Genomic DNA, 2,686 nt, shown 5'->3' with positions numbered 1-2,686 from the left:
AGGCCTCGCTCAACCTGTTCAACCTGAAGACTGGCCTATCGGGCTTCGTGCGCGCCGACTACCGCATCGGCGGCGACCTGGTGGGCGGCGGCGGCCGGGCCGGCATTCGCTACCAGTGGTGAGCATACTGGGCAGGTAACCTGCTCCTGAATGGAAGAGAGCCCGGCTGACTAATTGCCGGGCTCTTTTTGTTTGAACCAGCAATGCCGTGTACCGTTAGCCCGGGGGCAGCGGCTCGCTTGGTCCTCCTCGTCGTGCTCGAGGCCGACGAGTAGGTCAGTGCGGGTCGAACTGGCGGACGGAGCGACCGTTCCGCTCGCTTGCCCGGCGCGCCCAGTCTGCATCCCGGGCGCGATCGCGTTCCAAGGTCTCGAGTTGTTCAAGGGCGTGGGCCTGGCGCTCACGAGCGCGAGCGGCGGCCCTCATGGCGTCCAACTGCCTTTGAATTGCGGGATCGTCGAATTGCGCTCGGGCGTCACCTGGCAAGGCGGAGGCCACCAGTGTGGCGACGATCAAGAAGGGGGCGGCGCGGTGCATGTCGTCCTACATGCAACGGTGTATGGCGGGATGAAGGCCACGCCTGCGGTCTGGTGCGATCTGGTGCCGCCGGCCAGCGGGAGAGGCTGGCGAACGTCGCCGGGATCCGGCGCTGGTCCAAGGGGGGCAAGCTTGTCGAGTTCGTCGGTCGCCGGTTTCAGAGCGGCGGGATCGGCCTCAGCCTGTCCAGGCCTCGGCGAGGTTGATTCTTCCCGACTTGCCGGCGCCGCACCAGGTATCCATGTACCGGGTGCTGGTTCGTTTTGGGTATACCCAAAATGAACCAGCTGGATCGGCTGCTTTGGGTGGATATGCAATAGTCCGCTTGCGAGCGGCATGCGCATCGAAGCGACGTGCGGAGGTTGGAGTTCGGCGCAAGAAGCGGGAAGCGTCGCAGACCGGGCGGTCACATACGTGGTTCGTTGCCAAGCTACGGAGCCTCTCGTGATCGATCCCCACGTCACAATCGAGCCGTCGATCCTCTACCTCGGAACTCCGGTCGTCCTCATCAGCACGCAGAACGAGGACGGCACCGCCAACCTCGCGCCGATGTCGTCCGCGTGGTGGCTCGGCTGGCGGTGCATGCTCGGTCTCCAGACCGCATCGCAGACGCCGCAGAACATGATCCGCACGGGACAGTGCGTCCTCAATCTGGCGTCACCGAAACAGGCTGACGCGGTGAACAGGCTGGCGCGCCTGACGGGCACCGAGACCATACCCGAATTGAAGCAGCGGCTGGGCTACGCGTATGAGCCTTCCAAGTTCGAAGTGGCTGGCCTGACACCCATCGCATCGCAGACCGTGGCCGCGCCGCGCGCGTTGGAGTGCCCCATCCAACTGGAAGCCGTCGTCGCCGCACAACACGGGATCATGGACGACGATCCCCAGGTCGCGGGCCTGCTCTCCGCGTTCGAAGTGCGCATCACCCGCGTCCACGTGCATCCGAGCTTGCTCATGGACGGGCACGAGAACCGCATCGACCCTGCCAAGTGGCAGCCGTTGATCATGAACTTCCAGAAGCTTTACGGAGTGTCCAGTACCGAGATCGTTCCGTCCCGCCTCGCGGAGATCGAGGAGAAGAGCTACCGCATGCCCGACGTGGATCGGGCTCGCGACGTTGTGCTTGAACCAGCCGGATGGTGTAACGCCAGCCGAGATGGGTTCGACCCCAACAGAGATCTCAGGCTGGGTTAGCTTCGGTGCAAAGCAATGCATTTGGGAAATCTGCATTGATCCAGCCGACCCAAGCAGGCATTTGGAATGTCGGCCTGGGGTCGAAAGCAGTCGCGAATGCCGATCTGCTAAAGGCGCACCCATAGCGAACCAAGAGCGGTGGTTCGCTCCCCCATACCCTTCCTGAACCAGGCTGCAGCTGGTTCAGGAAGTGCCGCTTTCCGGACCTAATTGAACTGTCAAGGTGTGCACCATCCCAAGTGAACCGCGCGGATCCGGAGCTTGCATCATTCGGATACGGCTTGCCCCTGGCGGGATTGACGCCGGCAGGGAGCATGATCGATGCAGTGTTCCAATCCAAGCTCTGACGGGGGTCGTCACATGAGTGCTGGAACAACACTACGCGTGCACATCAATCCAGATGATAGGGATGCTCACCTACTAAAGAATTGCTCGCACGTTGCTCTCGAATTCAAGCACAATGATGGCAATTACTTCCTCAAAATTCCGCTACTTGAACCTGTATCTCTGCCGGCATCGGATCATGATCTGCTTGAACTCGCGATGTCGTCGTTGAAAGAGGCGTTGGAAACCATACCGGGATACGCGTGATCGTTGCGTGAGCTGTGAGAAGCGAGAGCTTCGTAGAGTGCGGTCTTACTCACCTTCAGCCTCATGGCGGCTTCGCGCACATTCAGCCCCTGCCCCATCAGCACCTGTGCCTTGCGCAGGACCTCGGGCGTGACGACAGGCTTGCGTCCACCCTTCCGGCCCCGGGCCGCCGCGGCACTGAGCCCGGCACGCGTGCGCTCCCGGATGAGATCGCGCTCGAATTGCCCCAGCGCGCCGAAGATGTGGAAGATCAACCGACCGTTGGGTGTCGTGGTGTCGATCTGCTCGGTGAGCGAGCGCAGCCCGATGCCTCGTGCCTCCAGGTCCTGCACAGTCTCGATCAGGTGGCCCATGGAGCGGCCCA

General features: G+C 62.4%; 2 protein-coding genes. One reads left to right on the top strand and one right to left on the bottom strand.

The annotated features are described in order from the left end of the window. The first annotated feature begins 981 nt into the window (after positions 1-981). Positions 982-1,731 (top strand): flavin reductase family protein, encoded by a 750-nt coding sequence (locus DT057_RS34525; protein ID WP_128566503.1) that lies wholly within the window; start codon positions 982-984, stop codon positions 1,729-1,731. A gap of 521 nt (positions 1,732-2,252) precedes the next feature. Here DT057_RS34525 and DT057_RS34520 read toward each other — a convergent pair. After that, positions 2,253-2,686 (bottom strand): recombinase family protein (locus DT057_RS34520; protein ID WP_244937437.1); only part of this gene is annotated, 434 nt, incomplete at its 5' end.

This window comes from Methylobacterium crusticola, assembly GCF_003574465.1.
Lineage (GTDB): Bacteria > Pseudomonadota > Alphaproteobacteria > Rhizobiales > Beijerinckiaceae > Methylobacterium > Methylobacterium crusticola.
This window is presented reverse-complemented; position numbering and strand designations above follow the sequence as displayed.